Origin of the sequence: Labrenzia sp. R5_0, assembly GCF_017743835.1 — a bacterium.
Classification (GTDB): Bacteria; Pseudomonadota; Alphaproteobacteria; order Rhizobiales; family Stappiaceae; genus Roseibium; species Roseibium algicola.
In genome coordinates this window covers 873,530-890,404 of record NZ_JAGHRK010000001.1, presented here as the reverse complement: position 1 = coordinate 890,404, position 16,875 = coordinate 873,530, and the positions used below count along the sequence as shown (strand labels likewise).

12 protein-coding genes and 1 tRNA gene are annotated in these 16,875 nt (G+C 57.8%); 4 read left to right on the top strand and 9 right to left on the bottom strand.

Going from position 1 to position 16,875, the window contains the following annotated elements:
- The first annotated feature begins 143 nt into the window (after window positions 1-143).
- From J7447_RS04135 to J7447_RS04125, 3 genes are all read left to right on the top strand, one after another.
- On the top strand, window positions 144-698 hold the full coding sequence (locus J7447_RS04135) for a thioredoxin family protein (RefSeq protein ID WP_209168854.1): 555 nt from the start codon (window positions 144-146) through the stop codon (window positions 696-698).
- Complete coding sequence (gene gph, locus J7447_RS04130) at window positions 695-1,357, top strand: phosphoglycolate phosphatase (protein WP_209168852.1); 663 nt, start codon at window positions 695-697, stop codon at window positions 1,355-1,357. The genes J7447_RS04135 and gph overlap by 4 nt, the downstream gene beginning before the upstream one ends.
- Window positions 1,358-1,472: 115 nt before the next feature.
- The gene (locus J7447_RS04125; protein WP_209168850.1) at window positions 1,473-2,804 is read left to right on the top strand and encodes a tetratricopeptide repeat protein; all 1,332 of its coding nucleotides are present in this window, start codon (window positions 1,473-1,475) and stop codon (window positions 2,802-2,804) included.
- Between the two features lie 44 nt (window positions 2,805-2,848).
- On the opposite strand, the gene J7447_RS04120 is transcribed toward J7447_RS04125, so the two are convergent.
- From J7447_RS04120 to J7447_RS04085, 8 genes are all read right to left on the bottom strand, one after another.
- Window positions 2,849-5,233 carry a hypothetical protein gene (locus tag J7447_RS04120; protein ID WP_209168848.1) on the bottom strand — a complete coding sequence of 795 codons (2,385 nt, stop codon included), beginning with the start codon at window positions 5,231-5,233 and terminating at the stop codon, window positions 2,849-2,851.
- A gap of 260 nt (window positions 5,234-5,493) precedes the next feature.
- Window positions 5,494-6,321 (bottom strand): hypothetical protein, encoded by an 828-nt coding sequence (locus J7447_RS04115; RefSeq protein WP_209168846.1) that lies wholly within the window; start codon window positions 6,319-6,321, stop codon window positions 5,494-5,496.
- Window positions 6,318-8,027, bottom strand: coding sequence for a 4Fe-4S dicluster domain-containing protein (locus J7447_RS04110; RefSeq protein WP_022997722.1), 1,710 nt, complete (start codon window positions 8,025-8,027; stop codon window positions 6,318-6,320). Before J7447_RS04110 ends, J7447_RS04115 begins: the two co-directional genes overlap by 4 nt.
- A gap of 12 nt (window positions 8,028-8,039) precedes the next feature.
- Complete coding sequence (locus J7447_RS04105; RefSeq protein WP_209168844.1) at window positions 8,040-9,059, bottom strand: cytochrome c family protein; 1,020 nt, start codon at window positions 9,057-9,059, stop codon at window positions 8,040-8,042.
- Window positions 9,060-9,111: 52 nt separating this feature from the next.
- Window positions 9,112-10,386, bottom strand: a complete 1,275-nt coding sequence (locus J7447_RS04100) for a 2Fe-2S iron-sulfur cluster-binding protein (protein ID WP_209168842.1) — start codon at window positions 10,384-10,386, stop codon at window positions 9,112-9,114.
- 43 nt (window positions 10,387-10,429) lie between these two features.
- Window positions 10,430-11,827, bottom strand: a complete 1,398-nt coding sequence (locus J7447_RS04095) for a hypothetical protein (protein ID WP_209168839.1) — start codon at window positions 11,825-11,827, stop codon at window positions 10,430-10,432.
- Between the two features lie 116 nt (window positions 11,828-11,943).
- Window positions 11,944-14,259: a multiheme c-type cytochrome gene (locus tag J7447_RS04090; RefSeq protein ID WP_209168837.1), complete on the bottom strand. Its 2,316-nt coding sequence runs from the start codon at window positions 14,257-14,259 to the stop codon at window positions 11,944-11,946.
- Between the two features lie 387 nt (window positions 14,260-14,646).
- Window positions 14,647-14,736: transfer RNA gene (locus tag J7447_RS04085), tRNA-Ser, on the bottom strand.
- A gap of 463 nt (window positions 14,737-15,199) precedes the next feature.
- Between J7447_RS04085 and J7447_RS04080 the strand changes: the two genes are divergently transcribed.
- The gene (locus J7447_RS04080) at window positions 15,200-15,928 is read left to right on the top strand and encodes a hypothetical protein (RefSeq protein ID WP_209168835.1); all 729 of its coding nucleotides are present in this window, start codon (window positions 15,200-15,202) and stop codon (window positions 15,926-15,928) included.
- Here J7447_RS04080 and J7447_RS04075 read toward each other — a convergent pair.
- Window positions 15,907-16,875 (bottom strand): DUF4157 domain-containing protein, encoded by a 969-nt coding sequence (locus tag J7447_RS04075; protein ID WP_209168833.1) that lies wholly within the window; start codon window positions 16,873-16,875, stop codon window positions 15,907-15,909. The genes J7447_RS04080 and J7447_RS04075 overlap by 22 nt on opposite strands.

Genomic DNA, 16,875 nt, shown 5'->3' with positions numbered 1-16,875 from the left:
CACCGCTTGCCATCTTGCCGGATGCTGGCGCTCCGGCCATTTGCTGTTGGCGATTTTCCTCCATCCGGTCACTTCATTTCTTCCATGGGGTGACCTACTCTATCCTTTTGACAAAGCGCATCATTCCAAGGGGAGACGACACGATGGCCGCCATTCCGCCTGTTTGCGATTTTGGCTGGAAAGCACCCGATTTCGAATTGCCCGCGACCGACGGCAAGACCTACAAGCTTTCAGACATTGCCGGCCCCAAGGGCACGCTGATCATGTTCATCTGCAACCATTGTCCCTATGTGGTTGCCGTCCGTGACAGGATCCTGCGCGATGCCCGTGACCTGCAGGCGATTGGCATCGGTGTTGCTGCAATCAGTGCCAATGACGTCGAGAGCTATCCCGAAGACAGTTTTGAGAAAATGACAGAACTTGCACAGCGGGAAAACTTCCCTTTCCCTTACCTCTTTGACGAAAACCAGTCTGTCGCCCGCGCCTATGACGCGGTCTGCACACCGGATTTCTTCGGCTTCAATTCAGCGCTGGAACTTCAGTACCGTGGGCGACTTGATGCCTCCCGCAGGGAGACGGGGCCAGCAGACCTTCGGCGTGATCTGTTCGAAGCGATGCGACAGATTGCAGAAACTGGCAAGGGACCGGAAGACCAGATCCCGTCCATGGGATGCTCCATCAAATGGAAGGCTGCATGAATCCGATTCTGATTTTCGACCTCGATGGCACGCTGATCGACAGCGCCCAGGATCTTCATGCAGCGGCATGCCGCCTTCTGGAAGGCGAAGGCCTGTCGGCGCTACCGCTTGAAACCATCCGCTCCTTCATCGGCAACGGTATTCCGACGCTGGTTGACCGTATCATCGATGCCACCGGCCTGCAGACGCGAGATCGCACACGTCTCATTTCGAGCTTCCTGGAGGATTACCAGGCGCATGCGACCGATCTGACGACCCCCTACCCTGACGTCGAAGCCACGCTCAACCACTTGCTGCAGTCCGGACACACGTTGGCGATCTGCACCAACAAACCGCAGCGGCCCGCCGAGAAGATTATCGAGGACCTGGGTTTGTCGCGTTATTTCCAGGGCCTGGTTGGCGGAGACAGCCTGACGGAGCGCAAACCGGACCCGGCCGGGCTGCATTACCTGCAATCGTCCCTCGGTGGCGGTCCGGTCGTTTATGTCGGCGACAGCGAGGTCGATGCCGAAACGGCTGTCAATGCGGGCATGCCCTTTGCACTGTTCACCGAAGGCTACCGCAAACGTCCCATTTCCGAAATTCCGCATGCTGTGTCCTTTTCGAGCTTCAAGGACCTTCCGGCACTTGCGCAGAACCTGTTGTCAGCCCCTGCCTGACACAGGTTTTCGACACGTTTGCAGCCTTCAGTGCAGACATTGAGCTGGCTTGCCGGGGAAGCTATGATTGCCGCCGCACATGACGTGCGCCTTTCACCCGATTGACGGACCTGCGTTGACCAAGGCACTTCGACAGTTTTTCCTCCTTGCGATTGCCGGCACAGCATGCCTTTCCGGTTTCGGGTCTTCCTACGCAGCCGAGCCTGCGGAAACGGTCATCATGGCACCTGTTCTTGCCGCCCGGGCGGCAGCCGAGACAGTGCGCAAGGAACATGGACCGTTTTACACGGTCCTGGACGAGGCTGCCTTCCTGCAGCAGATGTGCAGCACTATCGAGGCGGCGGCGAACAAACAGGGCCTGCCACCGGGTTTCTTCGCCAAGTTGATTTGGAAGGAAAGCCGTTTCGACCCCAATGCGATCAGCCCGGCCGGTGCGGAAGGCATTGCCCAGTTCATGCCTTACACGGCCGCCAACTGGGGCCTTGAAAACTCATTCGAGCCAGTGGAAGCCATTGAAGCTTCTTCCCGCTTGCTGGGATATCTTTTTAAAGGTTACGGCAACCTTGGGCTGGCGGCCGCGGCCTATAATGCCGGGGAAGACCGTGTCGACAACTGGCGCCGTGGGCGCGGGCGCCTTCCCGATGAAACCCGCAATTACGTTTATTCGATCACCGGGCACAAGGCATCGGACTGGAAACAGGGCAAAGGGCCGGACGTCGACTTTACCCTGGACCAGACGCAGGATTTTCAGACGGCTTGTCAGGACTTCCGCCTGATCGAAGCGCCATTGCAACGCCGACTTGCCAATACCTACTACAATCGAGGACTGGCACTGGCGAAGTCGAAAGATTATTCAGCCGCGCTGCTTCGCTACACTGTTGCCATCCGGCTTCGCCCCGAGTTTCCGGAAGCCTACAACAACAGAGGGCTGGTCTACCGCATGATGGGCGATTATGGCGCTGCCATCGCCAATTATGATGTCGCTCTGAAGATGCGGCCCGGATATGCAGCAGCCTACAACAACCGTGGATACGCCAAGCGCAAGCTTGACCAATACCGGGAAGCGATAGCCGACTACGACAAGGCCCTGGCGATCAATACCAATTACGCCGCTGCGCGTTTCAACCGTGGTTTCGCCCAGGCTCAACTTGAAAATTATTCCGCGGCGATTGCCGATTACGACGTGGTCCTGAAGCTTGTCGCCAACCACCCCCTTGCCCTTTACAATCGCGGCAAGGCTCATCTTGCCGCCGGTCATCTGAACAAGGCCGAAGACGACTTCAACTCTGCGATCGCCCACAGCGACGGATTTGCCAAGGCCTATTACAGCCGTGCGAACTTGAGGCTGCGACTGGGCCAACGCGACCAGGCCAAAGAAGACTACCTGAAGTCCGTCTCACTCGACGCCGGCCTGGGGCGCGGCAAATACGCCATCGCTTTCGACTGACACCTGCGACTTGACGATTGCCTGCGGGGCAGCCTTGCGAACTGCTATTCCTTGGGCACCTCGGTTCTGACCAGCGGCAGGCTGAACCCGCCCGTGTGATACTGGTGGCAAAGCGTGCATTCTTCTCCAGCCGCACGTTCCGTGTGGCAGGTCGCGCAAGTGGCCTTGTCAATAGGGGTGAAGTTCGGTGCGTGGATGGCAGGGTCACCTTGCTCGTAGCTCTTCAGATAGGTGTCCGCCCCCGTGGTGAGCGCGTGGCACGTCACGCATCCTTCCGTTCCAACTGCGCTGATGTGCGGGTCGTGAGAAAAGCGCGTGAAACGTGTCGTCACCTGAGCGGGATCGAAGGGGTGCCAGCGCACGGCCTTTTCAACGCCAGCCGTGTCGACGCTGTGGCACTTGGTACAGCGTCCCACCGCGCCCGGGTCACTGAGCGAGGCAAATACGGGATCCCGCAGGGCCTTTTCCTGATCCGTTGCCGCATGGCTCGAATAATCGAGCCATGTTTTCAGGAAGGGGTCTTCATGTCCCGTCGGGCGATACCGGATCGTATGGTCCTGCCGGTACCAGCCGCCGTAAAGAGCCCAGTTTTCCGGATCGAATGGTTCCTCCCGGGTTTGCGCAGAGGGGTTGTCAGTTGAAGTCGATGTGTCGACAGGTTCGGCCGCATCGCTCAACAGGCCCGTTCCGCCTTCGTCTGCTGCAAGGATGTCCTCACCGGCAAGAATATCGTCACCGGCAAGTATTTCCTCTCCGCCCGCGGGTTGGCCGAGAAGAGCGTCCCCATCGGAACCGCTCGAAGCGTCGTCCTCCGCCAGGATGTCCAAGCCGTCCGACACGTCGGAGCCTGAGTCATCCGCTATGGCAGGACCGTCTTCAACCAACGAGCCTTCGTCTGCAAGAATGTCATCGTCGGTATCTGTCTTGCCGGCCAATGCGTCATCGGCTCCTGCAGGCGCCAGCAACAGGTCCTCGGAAGCCAGCTCTGCGCCATCATCCGCTCCGCCACCGAGGATGAGGCTATCCGTACCATGGCCTTCGCTGGCGGCATCGTCTGTCCCGGCCAGAATATCGCTGTCGTCCACCCCGGAAAGGGTGTCCGGCGCGGCCTCTTCGGTTTGTACCGCTTCGTTCTCTTCAACCTCCTGCCGGGCTTCCTCGAACGCGCGGGTTGGCGTTCCGTCGGCGTGGCGGGCTAGGTCCTCAGCGAGATCCGGCAACCATTCCCGGTTGGCGGCGGCGATCACGTCGTGTGGCATCACACCGACCATCAGCGCCATTTGCCTATGGTCCGTCATGGTTTCGCTGTCCGCTGCCCCGGCGCCCATGGCGGCAGGAAGGCCATCACGCTCGATATTCGCGAGCAACTGCTTCACCGCCCAGGCCAGCGTTTGGACCCTTGCCAAAGCGTCCTCATCAGCCTCCCGCAGATCCAGAAGATCCAGGTCCGACACTTCTCCCACGATATCCCGGCCGTCCAGCACCAGCGCCAGAAGCGCCCGCATGAAGGGCGTAATTCCTGCCTCGGACCTTTCCGGCCAGGACCCGACGTCGATCCCCCGTTCCGCAAGCGTTTCGACGTCCAGGCCCGGAACAGAGAGGAAATTCGTGCCCTTCGGTCCGCTCACGATGGTCTGGCCGAGAATGTCGCCACTGTGACAGGTCGCGCACATGCCTTCGAAATCTCGAACTGCCATATAGCGGCCATCGTTCCCCGCCTCATGGCAGGTCTCGCACATGGCCGGAACCTTGCCGGCACCATCGGGCTTCTCGGCGGTATCCGGGAAGTGCTTTCCGAAATGCGACTTGTGGTCAAAAATGATGCTGGTGCGCTGGTAAAAGGGATAGCCTGCGAATTGCGGATGACTGTCCTCGAAACGCCCGAACTTCTCGACATGGCAGGTCTGGCACCTGTCATTGGAAACTTCGGTCAGTTTGCCCAGGCTTCCCTGGTGCTCCTGGTGACAGGTGGCACAATAGATGTTCTGCGACCCGGCATCAGCGCTACCTTGCGTCTGCCCTGCCATCGGCAGTGAGAACTTGATGCGGTTTGTCCAGCTCTGATCACGCCCGGTGCCGACTTCCGCCGTGCGGGCAAGTGTCATCTGCCGGAGCTGTTCAACCGGCGTCGTATGTGCCGTGAACGGCTGCGAACCAACGTCGTGACAGGTGGTGCAAAGCGCTGCTGTCTGTTTCGGTCCTGCAGCTGTCGCGGCAAGGCCATGAAGCCAGCCAAGGCCTTGCGGACGTGCGTCGGCGTGGCACGACTGGCAATCTGTCAGGTTGGCGTGCTGGGCTGCAAGCCGGCCCGGCATCAGATAGTTCTTTGCCACTCCGCCGGAGAGAATGATCGCCACGAGCCCGGCAGTCAGCGCCGTGAGCCAGACAGCTGCCCGCCGCCTGCGCTTGCGCAGGCTCGGCTTCGGCACGCAGGGTTCCTGGTTCAGACAGCAGCTTCCGTCCGGCAGCGGACCATCTTCGCAAGGTCCGCCTTCCTGGCTCGAGCGCCGGCAAATCCAGCGGTCACCGTCCTGTACAGGCTGGCAGGCAGGCCCCGCCCTGCAGTTTCCTTTCCGGTCCGGTCCCAGACGACACGGACACCCGTCGGCAAGATGTCCGCAGACCCAGTCGTCCTGCGGCCGTTCATAGCGGCGTTCCTGAACACCAATTCTGCGTAACAGGCTCATGGTCAGGCAATTCCGCTCGAAAAGGCATAGGCAACAACGACATGCGCCAGGATTGCCAGGATCAGGGCATACGTTGGCGGTACATGCACAAACAGCCAGAGTTTCAGCAATCCGCCGTTGGCATACTGGAAATCAAGGTCGTTCTTGGCGCGCACCAGCAGGCGCATCCGTTCCAGACGCTCCTTGCCCTTGTCGTCCAGATACCGCTCGATCGATTGCAACTCGCCCATGATCCGCGAAATCGGCAGGCTCGACTGGCGCAGATGCGCGAATACATACCGCGGCCGCGCAAAGAACCGGCCGAGCTCCCGCTGGTAGACATTGGCAAGGCTGACGGAACTGCCGTCTTCCAACGACGCCAGCGCCAGAGTTTCCGCTTCGTCCGCGATTTGCGCGCGCAACACGGGAATGCGCTCGAACAGGACCCGGTCACCTCTGCCTTCCAGGCGCACTGGAACGATCCGGGCCAGAAAACCGCCGACACAGCCACTTGCCGAAACCAGCACGAACAGGATCCACAAGAGCCATTCCAGCGGCGCATTCGGAAACCGCAGATGCGTATGCACCAGAAAGACGCCGATGGTCAGGAACCCGAGGTAATAATGCACCTGCAACCAATGGCGCACGCGCCCGAGCGGCAACGTGCTCAACTGCTTGCGAAACGTCAGCAGCAGCATGCCGGCCATGACCGCCACCAGAACCCAACCGTTGAGGAACTGGCTGTCGCGCAACGAGATCCGGTAAGCCTGGTTTACGGTCATGAAAACCGCGAGCAAAACAGCGGCCGCACCAAGCTTCAACAGGATGTTGCGATTGAGGAGCCAGCTCATTTCAGCCACTCCAGCAGTCTTTCGGTGTCGCGCATGTTGACGCGCGCAAGCGCGTCATGCGGACAGGACTGGACACAGGCTGGGCCCGTCAGCTGATCGGCGCACAGATCGCATTTGGTTGCCCGGCTGATGGGCTGCCCTTCGCGATCCGTCACGAACTGCCCGTTCTCGTCACGGATCTCGACCATCCGGATATTGCTGTATGGACAGGAATTGGCGCAGGTCGCACAGCCGATGCAGGTGTTGTCGTCAATGACGACAGTCCCGCTGTCCTCGGCCCTGTGAATGGCGCCGGTTGGACAGCCGATCAGGCAAACCGGATCGGTGCAATGCATGCAGGCGCTCGCGATCATCGCGTTCTCGAACCGGCTCCCCTGCCGAACGAAGCGGGGGTTGTTGTCGTGGGCGGTCGCGCAGGCGCGCACGCAATCGTCACAGCCGACACAGCGCTCCAGGTTGATCAGCATGGCTTCCTCACCGTTGATGAAACGGTGATCGACGAGGAAGTCCATCATGCCCTGGCGCAGTTCCCCGCGCGTGCCGTCACGATCATCCGGTCTGCCCTGCCGCAGGAAGGAAGGATCGAGCCCCGGCAATACATGTTTCTGGACCAGATGCGTCGGAATGCGGATGACGTCGACATAGCCGATGGCGCGCAGGCTCGTATCCAGAACCGGAGAAACCTTGTCCCGCGCAAACGCCGCAATCGCATCCAGTCCGAAAACGTCGTTTTTCGACAGATGGCCAATGGTCCTGTCACCGTGATCGATCCGTTCGCTGACCCGGGCAAAGCCACTGTTGATCAGCAACAAACCGTCGACGTGACTGCCCTGTTCACAAATCACCGGCTCCTGCTGGATGATGTGCTGCGCCCCATCTTCCTTGGAAATTTCAGTCTTGAACCGATGGGTCCAGTTGAAATTGCCATAGGTTTCGAACAGGGCCTCTTCTGCGATTTCCGCCAGCGCTGTGCTGTCGACATGGGCAAAGACCGGGCATTCCTGCAACCGGGTCAGCAAACCGCGTTCATGGTAAAGCTGGTCGATCTGCTTGCGGAAGCCATCCGACCAGTCTCGAATTTCGCGCAGCCCCTGCCAGCGCAGCTCGAACAGGACAGTGTCGTCCTCAAGGGCATAGATGGTCGCGCGCCTCGGGCTTCGGGTCAGGGCGGCCAGCTCGCCAAACATCTGCGGGGCTTCCAGCAGGAAAGTCTCGTGCTTCGCAATCAGCTCGTCCGCGTCGACACGCAGGGCAGCTTCCACCGTATTTGCTCGTGTGACTTCATTGATTGAAGCGGCCGCGGACGAAGGTCTGCGAGACCGCCGCCGCGCAGGGCGGTACTCTGGCGGACGCTTGCGCGCGAACAGTTGCGCAAGCGACCTGCGCCAGGATTTCTGTTGCTTGCGACCCGAGCCGGCGGTCGGCGCAGACGCAGTCAGGCCGAACACGGATCCGGACAGAATGATGAACAGCGAACTTCCATAGTCCCCCTTGCGCAGGACAGTTTCGCCCTTTTGAAAGGTCCTGATCCGGCCATCATTCGCAATGACGCTTGCAACCGGCAGCCACGAGGGAAAGTCGGCCGGATTGACGTCGGCAAACGCCGGCAGGGCCAGGACACGGTCCACCGTCTCCCGGTCCAGCGGTTCCTTGCCGAATGGCTCGTCCCAGCGCCGGTTTCGCTCGTCGCGAAGCTCCTGATCCAACAGTCCGGCTCCCTACTGCGTCACGGGTCCCTTGAACTTGTCGGCTCCCGGAAGGTACTTGTCGACCGCGGCGAACGTCGTCCCGTCGTAGGTGTCGGCAAACTTGAGGCCGAGCACGGAGATCATTGCCGCGGCATCGGTCAGCTCATCCTGGTTGTTCAGCTTGAGCTTGGCACCACTTGCGATTTCCTGGATCTCACCCAGTTCGGGCGCTTCGGGCAACAGCTTGGCAAGACTTGCCATGACCTTCGTGGCATTGCTTGCCCGTTTGGCCATCTTCACGGCGTAGTCTTTCTTCTCGGTCGCCTTGCTGACGCCGATCAGTGCCGTTTCCAGCTCGACGATACGCCCGACGAGGAACAGCATCCGCTTGCGTTCGATGGACGCTTCCGGGTTGGACTTGCCCTTGTTGTACCAGGTGTTGTGACGCACCTCGCCCTGGCTCCAGCTAACCAGTTCAAAGGCACTGCCGGGCGTGTGACCGCCGACATTCACCAGTTCCTCGTTCGGCACCAGGTGACAGCTGAAACAGTTTTTCGCCAGTGCGTAGGTCATCTTGGGCCGGATCATGCCGGCTGCCTCGGCCTTTTCCCAGCGTGCGGCAATTTCCGCCTCGGTTTCCTGACCTTCCTTCTTGCCGCTGAAATCCGAGTGCACCTTGTACCATTCCTTGGCAGGACCATGGCAGGACTCGCAGGAATTGCCGGCAATCGCCTTTTCCTTGCCGTCCACCGTCTGCATGGTGAAGTGACAGTTGGTGCAGAGGCTTTCCGCCTTAAGTCGCTTCACGCCCATGTTGGCGGCGATCTTTTCGGCATCCTCGCTCTTGGGCAGATCCCTGAAGGTGCTGAAGTGATGCGTGTTCTGCCAGATCGAGGTTTCCTTCTTGTGGCATTCCGCACATTCGTTCGGTCCGACAATCATGCTCGGGTCGGCCTGAGCCGGGGCAAGTCCGGCCAGCACGAGATATCCGACAGCGCACACGGCAAGGCAGGACGCCGCCTGGCGCAAGCCCTTCAGTAATCCAGCCATATCCAATCCCTCAATCCTTTGATCCAAAAATGATGGGCACCCTCTCGCGTCGTCAGGCGTCCAGAATGACATTGCCTCCCGGGCAAGCGATACACATGAGCACGGACCCTTGCGCCGGGCTGCTGGCGGGCCGCGTGACATAGGTCACGTCGCCTTCCTTGAGCGCTGTTGCGCAGGTTCCGCAGTTGCCCGCCCGGCAGCCGGAAGCGACCCGGATGCCGTTGCGTTCGGCCAGATCCAGCAGCGTTCCGTCCTGCTCGTGCCAGGAAACCTTCTTGCCGGAGCGCGAAAATTCCACCTGCACGCTTTCAGCCGCCTCCCGTGAACTTGTCGGTGACTTGACGGTTTTGACGGACGCAGGCCCGAATGCCTCGAAGTGGATATCGCTGTCCGGTACACCCCAATCGCGCAGCTGCTCCGTCAACGAAGACATCATCTGCGGAGGGCCGCAAACATAGAACTCGTAGTTGGAAGACGTCAGATACCGCTTCAGGACATCAACTGTCAGGAAGCCCGGGCAATCGTAATCCCGTCCCTCAACGCAAGCATCAGTCGGTGCGCTGTAGAGCACGCGGTAATGGACGTTGTTCCGCCGCTCGGCAATCTCCCGAATTTCGTCGCACAGCACAATGTCATCGCCGCTACGCGCGGCGTGGAAGAAATGCACTTCGCGGTGGCTGCCGGCATCGTCAAGCGCTTTCAGCATGGACAGCACCGGTGTCAGGCCGACACCACCACCAATCAGGACAACCGGCCGTTCCGATTGCAGGTCCAATACGAAACCGCCCTTGGGCGCTTGCACATCGACGACATCGCCTTCCTTGAGGTTGGCATGGAAATAGGTCGAGGATAGCCCGCCAGGTACGGTTTCACCGGCATCCGGCGGCGGTGGCAGTTTCTTGATCGTGACCCGGTACCGGTCCAGGCGGGAGGGACTGTCGGACAGGGAATAGCACCGGATAACAGGTGCTGGCTGATCTGAAATCGGCAGTTCGAACGTCAGGAACTGGCCCGGCAGAAACGGTGGAAGCTCGCCTCCGTCATGCGGCTGAAGATAGAACGAGCAGATATCGCCGCATTTGTTTTCGACACGCTTTTCGACAATCCGGAACTTGCGCTTGCCGGCCCAGGTCGTTCCAGACTTGAGCCTGTCGACTTCCGCATTGCGCAGGGCAGCCTGTGCCAGATCGTTGAAATGCTGCAGGTGCCTGGCGTCCAGGCGTCTTTCGCGAAAGACGGCCGCCAGAGATGAATAAATCCCGAGGCAGAGCTGAAACAGGGCGAGCGCAACAATCGTACCACCGCCGATTTGCAGTGCCAGGATCATGAGCAGGCCGCCTTTCCGACCAGAAATGAGCCGATGTTTCTCATCAGAACCTCGTTCTCAGTTCCATTCGCAGTCCCGTTCCCGCCTTCCGGTCCTGTCCGGCGGAAACAAACCCGTCGACCTGAATGCTGCTCCTGTTGTTGAGGGCATGCAAGAGTTGGCCGCCGAATGCGACCACACCGGCGTCGCTGCCGTCGGTATCCTTGCGACCACCGAGTTCCATAACAAGCTGTGTCTTGTCCTCGTTGAAGAACATCTGGTGGCCGATAGATCCACCGAAGACGCTGTCTGCCCGGTTGGAAAGTGCAGACCCGCCCAGACCAACAGCCGGAGCGGCAAACAGGATGCCAACCTGACCCAGAGGACCACCCGTGAGGCTGTCGCGGGCAGCGGAGGTGTAGTTGCCGATAGCCCAGAAGGCATTGGCATAGACGACGTTTTCGGACGCCGTCACGGTACGCGAAACTTCCGAAAACATCAGCACGCCGTTGTCGACAGCCGGGCCTCGCTTTTCGATCGCGGTCGAGGTGTTGATCCGGAACGCCGTATTGTAAAGCCCGAACCGCTGTACGGCGGACGCCCCGAAATAGAAGCCGTCTCCGCCCTCGTCCTCATCGCTGATGACATAGGCAAGATCCAGATTGGCCGTGCTCTTGCGGAAATCGGCCTCGGTGAACAGGCCGAGAAGGAAGGCACTGTCGTCGAGTTCATTGTCGCCGCGACGGATATTGTTCCAGCCGAAAACGCCGGTGGCCCTCAGATCCGGCGTCAGGCCGGGAATGACGATCGTGTCGCGCGTGATGCCGAGCGCGTCGACACTGTCGTTGATCATCATGCCTTCCTGAAAGAACAGGGGCTGACGGCCGACGGAAAATCCGAAGTCGAAATTGCGGTTGTCGTCCGGATCGAGGTTCGGGAAAATCTCGCCGAACTCCCCCTCGAAGAACAGTGTCGTCACATAGGGATTGAGCCCGTTGACATATTCAACGCCGCCTTCATCCGTATAGAGAATGCCCGTGTTCCGGCGTTTTTCCGTCAAGGGCGAAAACCCGATGAGGATCCGCTCGGTGGGTGTCAGTTTCAGATTGGCAAAGATGTCGATACGGCTCGCCCAGAACTGGCGCGGATCTTCAACGCCGTTGGCATAGTGGCCAATTGCGGTGCGCGCGTCGCCGAACACCCAAAGCGCCGGTTGCCAGATTGCCCCGGTCGGCAATTCAATACCGGGCGCAAGATTTCCGCTGGCGAGGAATTTCTCGCCGCGCTGGAAGATCGGTGGCGTCGGTTCGGGCTCCTCATCTTCCGCTATGATCGGAACTGCATCGGTGCTCAATTCGCTTGAATGGTGGTCACCGGCAATCAGGGGGGCAGGCCCGCTGTTTTCTTCCTGATGCTTGCGGACTTCCGCTTCCGTGACCATGGGAATTGGGTCGTCGCTCAAGGCACTGCCCGCTGCCCATACCTGCCCGCCGGCCTGCAGAAGAAGCGCAGCCGAAGCCACCGTCGTGATTGCCCACGCACTGAACCGCCGTCCCCGAGTTCTGCTTGCCTGATACCTCATTTGAGCACGACACTCGCCTTGCGCGTCCACAGCACGGAGCTGCCCTGCACCACCTTGCGCGCGATACCGGCCGGGCTCATGCCGTAGTCGAAGCCCGCTCCCTGAATGGCTGCGATCAGGTTGACCGGCACCATCTGTGAAATCAGCTTCACCGAGATGGAATAGCGTTCACCCGGCTTCAGGTTTTCGGCGGGAACGGCATAGGTCGCGGTGCGGCTCGCCCCCGGCTCCAGGTTCTGCTTGTGCTTTCTGGCCCCGCGCGGCCTGCCGTAGATGGTGGTTGCCCGGCGTTCCGGCCGAACGAGCGGCAGAACGTCCGTCGAAGTGTTCACCGCCAGCACCTGTTCGCGTTCACCGCCACGCAGCAGGCGGACCACGAACTTGGATTGCAGGCTGAACAGGTCCTTGTCGAGCTTCAGCTCGCCATTATGAACGTAAAGCGAGTGGGCATCGCGAACGTCGCCATTGGGGTCCCGGTCACCGGACACATAAACCGTGTTGCCCTTGCTGTCCTTGACCGTCACCTGAAGGAATATCAGCCGTTCGGCGTCAAACCCGGTCGGCACACCGTGTCCGTCCGTGCCGCTGCTGACATCGACGGAGAACTTGAGAGCCCGGCTGGTGTTGTCGACAATGGTGATGTCGCTCAGCTTGAAGCCGTTGCGCAGCACCTGAAGCCGTGCCTGACGCGCCTTTTCCAGCCGCTCGAACTGGGTATCCAGGATCTCGCGGCCATCATAACGATCATCGATGGACGACCAGGCTTCGGGAAACTTGTAGCCGTCCTTGACGTTGTCCTCGAACTTGTCCGTTCCCCAACCGGCACCGACATTGAACTGCAGCCATTCAGCCAGCGTCTTGAACTCCGCCGCCTCGACGTTGTGCGGGAAAATGCCCGGATGAATGATCGAGTAATCAGGGCCTGCAAACATGTGGTTGGTCAGTTTGCGGTTACGGGTCGGGACATCGCCAACGATTGCGGCGGGGCCGTAATCATAGCCGGAGGCAACGCCCTGAACCTTGCCCATATGGCAGTCCTGGCAGGTCTCGCCTCTCTTGGCGGCCGGCGAGCGCTTGTATTCGGCAAAAGCCTCTTCCAGCTTGAAGCCGTTGAACAGCGTCACATCATGACAGGTGCCGCAAAAGCCTGGTTTGGTGAGCGCGAAGAAAGGCTTGGCCTCGGTATGGATGCTGCGTCCCGGATCATCCTTGCTTTGGGAAACCCGGTATTCCTCGGGCGTGTTCAGAACGCGCTTCAGCTCCTCGCCGCCCTTGGGGCCATAGACCGGCGAGAACACATCCCCCTCTTCCAGCGCGAACCGGCCACTGATCTTGCCGTAGTTCCGGCTGACTCGGTGGCAGGCAACGCAGGTGATGCCTTCCCGTGAGGTCGGATTGCGCTTCAGGTTTGAGACATAGAGCGACTCGCCAATGTTCATGCCGACCGGGTTGTGACAGCGAATGCAGAAGTCGCCATTGGTCGCGCTGGTCTTCATGTTGATGGTGGTCTGCATCGCCATGTAGATCGGGCTCAGCTGCGCATAGGCATGCTGAGACACGGACCATTGCTCATACTGGCCAGGGTGGCAGGTCGCACAGGTGTTTGCAGAGGGATACTTGCTTTCCAGGAAGAGCTTTTCATGCTCCGCATTGGCTGTTCGCCGGATCGTTTCTTCTTTTTTCTTGCCTTCAACGGTTTCAGTCAGCCCGGTTCCGCCGCCGCTCAGAATGTCGTCATCATCGCCAACTGTCAGAAGGTCATCATCGGAGAGAAGATCGTCGTCTCCGGCCAGAAGGTCGTCGCCGGAAACATCGGCCCCGTCGCCCGCAAGCAGGTCATCACCTTCAAGCAAATCATCCCCGGCAAGCAAGTCATCGCCAGCCAGAAGGTCATCTCCATCAGCCTTGGGATCATCACCTGCCAGCAGATCGTCACCATCGGAAACAGAGGCGGCACCGGGTTCCTCTGCGGTCAGCAGATCATCGCTTCCGTCATCGGAAGGCAGCAGGTCGTCACTGCTGTCCGTCAGAATCGCCTCATCCGAAACCGCGTCTTCGGCGGGCGTCAGCAAGTCATCATTCTGTTCGGCTTGCGCCAGGATCAGGCGATCACCGGCGCTCCTGCCGTTTTCGAGCTGGGATACGAAATCGACCAGCGCCCGCACATCACCAGATTGGATAAGTTGCTGGTGATACTGCCGAAATTCTTCTGAAAATGCTGCCGCGTGATCAACACTGCCGGCGCCGGAAAGGATGAGTATTCCGAAAAGAGGCTTCAAAAACGGTCGAAAAAATTCCGATAAACGCGACATTCCAGATCCACACAAAACATGTTCTCAGGCCATCGCTTACACCGATCCCCCAACTCAAAATCACACTACGGAAACCTCAGGACAACATCAAAAGAAAACTGTTCACAAATTAGCCGCATTTTCGCCTTGGTAAATTCGCGGCTAACCGCAGAAACAAACAGAGCAACGCACTGTCGCGTCGCTTACCGGTGCCTTCAAATTTCGGGCAATGGCGTGAATCAATTGCGTTGCCGGCAGCATTCGCCCGGAAGGTCACAAAGTTGCTGCAGCTGTGTTTACGCTCGCAACAACACATTCTCGCAAAACAATGTTTGCGTCACACCAGCACACAGACTGGGTTACCTGCAGCGCAGCGAAATAGAACTATGAAGGTGGGAAGAAGGAAAGTGGCGGAGAGGAAGGGATTCGAACCCTCGAGACGGTTGCCCGTCTACTCCCTTAGCAGGGGAGCGCCTTCGACCACTCGGCCACCTCTCCGGTCCGTCCCGTTTAGTGCCCGAAGCCTTGGGAAGCAAGCCCTTTTTTGATTTACAGAGTAGGTTTTCCACGCCCGCAGCTCTGCACCTTCATGCAAGAACATGCAGAGAACAGATACCGAATTGCAGATAGACTTCTGCAAAACACCGGCAGTTTGGTTCTGATTTGTTCCAGGTAAGAGAAGATCAGACTTGGTCTGTATTTTTCTCCAACTCAAAGACCTTTTTGCAAAGCTTGTTGTTCCACCGAGCGCCATCCGCACAGTTGAGAATTCGCCGATGGCAGTTTGGACAATTGCCGCCACAGTGTCCTTGCTATCGGGCCATCAAAAGAAATGACCGTAACAGTCAAGTGAAAACAGCCTATCGAACTATACTATTTTGGCCTTTAAAGATGGACGAAACACACCCTAAAATTGTATAACTAATCAAATTTAGTGGGTGCTCTGCAAGTGAGGTGAAACGTGTCTCTGCTTTCACACATCCGAGGCTTCTTTACTAACACGTCAACAAAAAATCGAAAATCCAAGCAGCTCCAGCCAGCTGACTGCTCAGATCAGATTGATCCAAAGAAAATATCCAAACGAAAAAATTTCTTCGAGACGCCTTGGATCTCTCTCTTGGTACTCCCGTTGACGACCACGCTAGTAGGCGTTCTTGCAGCTCTATATCTTAATGACTGGCGAGCAGCTGAGAACCAAAAACAAAGAACGATTGGTTTGCTCAAAGTAGCAATTCAGGAATGCGAAGCCATTATGGAATCCATAAGCAGTCTTCAAATTCAGACAGAACCAGTGTTTGTCCCCACGATTGGAATATCTCTCCTAAATCTTCAGACTGACTCTGAAGCTCTTAGCTCCATGGCGGTTGATGAATTTAGTGAATTCGTTACACAATTAGTAAACATCCAATCAAATCTCAACGACTACAATAGACTGGCCAACGACTTTCGATTTTTCGCAATCCGTACCCCCACTAACGCGCCGCCCCCTATGCTTCCAATAACAAAAACTCCTGATAAGCCGGAAACACCAGAGGAATTACAGAACCGGCTTAAGCAGGCGTCTTTGGAAATTATTGAAATGCGACAAGAACACTTAGATCGATTGAGTTCCACATTGCGATCATACCAGAATGCTGTTGAAAGCTTCTGCAAGGTTGGCAATAGAATCTATGACCGTGCCAGGGGATAGACAAGATAGATAGCCCAACGTTTCGCAAGACTATCGCTATCGAACCACACCCCTTGAATCGGACCATTCATAGAACCGCAAATGCACGGCGCGTTAATTGGATAAGCGCCGTTCATTGGACAAGCGCCGTAAGGCGTCAAACAAGCAATACCTAGGGGAGGAGTAGGTGTAGGTTGCCCCTGAAGAGAAGCAGGACAACCAACCGAGCCAGCTTTTGAAATTGCGGCACGCTCAATATCGACATTATCGTGCACATTAAAACTTCGCGTCTCTAGCACCTTACCGACAGACTTTAACACATATTCCGCAATAAACGGATCTATACCTCCGCGGCGCCCATACTGCCCCACATGTTCGAGCTCATGCGCTAATAGTTGGTATCCAAAGCAGCTTGAGAAATCCACATAAGAGGTAAAGTATATTTCGTTACCTATTGTTATATGCTGCCCGTGCCTCGTATTTATATTGAATGCAAATCTAACATCGTTCAAATTAAAGTCGAAATAGGAGGACAATTGCCGCTGTAAACCGAACGGTATTTTTGAATATTTCCCAGAAGCCTGTCTCCTCAAATCGGAAATATACTCATCGACCACAGGGCGAATAAATGCGTAGCCGCCTCTGGCTATAACTTCTTTAGCGCAATCCCCTGGTCGACTTAAGCATTTTTGAATGGTTTCTTGAGGCACAATGCCGCCTTGCTGCAAGGGGCCAGTAAAAATTGCGCCCGTTATGGCTCCGCCGCCAACTTGACAAGTGGCCTTACGCGCCTCACAGACCGGATCATTTCCGCGGATGGTACAACCGCCGAAGGGATTCGAGACTAAGCATCGATTACAATTCTCGTTTGGATCACATCCTAATCCCGAGCCGACCGGCAAAAAAAATACCAAAATTTGAATTAAAACAGCAACATAGAACGTTTTATATCCACACATCCTAAGCAT

Coding starts and splice junctions, on each gene's coding strand:
- J7447_RS04135 (WP_209168854.1), top strand. CDS start 144: ATGGCCGCCATTCCGCCTGTTTGCGATTTTGGCTGGAAAGCACCCGAT.
- gph (WP_209168852.1), top strand. CDS start 695: ATGAATCCGATTCTGATTTTCGACCTCGATGGCACGCTGATCGACAGC.
- J7447_RS04115 (WP_209168846.1), bottom strand. CDS start 6,321: ATGAGCTGGCTCCTCAATCGCAACATCCTGTTGAAGCTTGGTGCGGCC.
- J7447_RS04105 (WP_209168844.1), bottom strand. CDS start 9,059: ATGGCTGGATTACTGAAGGGCTTGCGCCAGGCGGCGTCCTGCCTTGCC.
- J7447_RS04100 (WP_209168842.1), bottom strand. CDS start 10,386: ATGATCCTGGCACTGCAAATCGGCGGTGGTACGATTGTTGCGCTCGCC.
- J7447_RS04090 (WP_209168837.1), bottom strand. CDS start 14,259: ATGTCGCGTTTATCGGAATTTTTTCGACCGTTTTTGAAGCCTCTTTTC.
- J7447_RS04075 (WP_209168833.1), bottom strand. CDS start 16,875: ATGCTTAGGATGTGTGGATATAAAACGTTCTATGTTGCTGTTTTAATT.